The organism is Arcobacter sp. (assembly GCF_050300555.1).
Lineage (GTDB): Bacteria > Campylobacterota > Campylobacteria > Campylobacterales > Arcobacteraceae > Arcobacter.
Map to the genome: position 1 here is coordinate 1 of NZ_JBNKXY010000303.1, position 567 is coordinate 567.

Below are 567 nucleotides of genomic sequence, written 5' to 3' on the forward strand. Positions count from 1 at the left end.
CGGTTTGCATGCGGGATAAGCGGAGCACTGCTTACCGCTTAGAACACCAGCAGCAGCTAGAAGTTGAGCACCGTGACATATTGCTGCCACCGGTTTATTAGTTTCAAAAAAGTGTTTCACCATGGCGATGACTTCATCATTTAATCGCAGGTATTCAGGTGCTCGGCCACCAGGAATCACAAGCGCATCATAATCCGCAACATTAATCTCATCGAAGCTGGCATTCAGTGCGAAATTATGGCCCCTTTTTTCAGAATAGGTTTGATCACCTTCAAAATCGTGGATTGCAGTTGCCACGGTTTCACCACTTTTTTTACCCGGACAGACCGCATGCACCTCGTGACCCACAGCCAGCAATGTCTGGAAAGGAACCATGGTTTCGTAATCTTCGGTGAAATCACCCGTTATCATTAGTATTTTCTTGGTCATTAGAATTCCTCCTCGGTTATGAGCCTTAACCATATCAGCAGCCTGTGGCGAGGTGGTATTAAGTCAATACTACAGGCAGCAACACCATAAACCGTTTAGCTATATCAGCGTTGGGTCATCGGTTCGATGCGCTGGGCC

General features: G+C 47.1%; 1 protein-coding gene. It reads right to left on the reverse strand.

The features are described 5' to 3' along the window. The coding region (locus ACQY5W_RS13435; RefSeq protein WP_428025476.1) for a DJ-1/PfpI family protein at positions 1–429 on the reverse strand (429 nt) is incomplete at its 3' end. Positions 430–567: the final 138 nt, after the last annotated feature.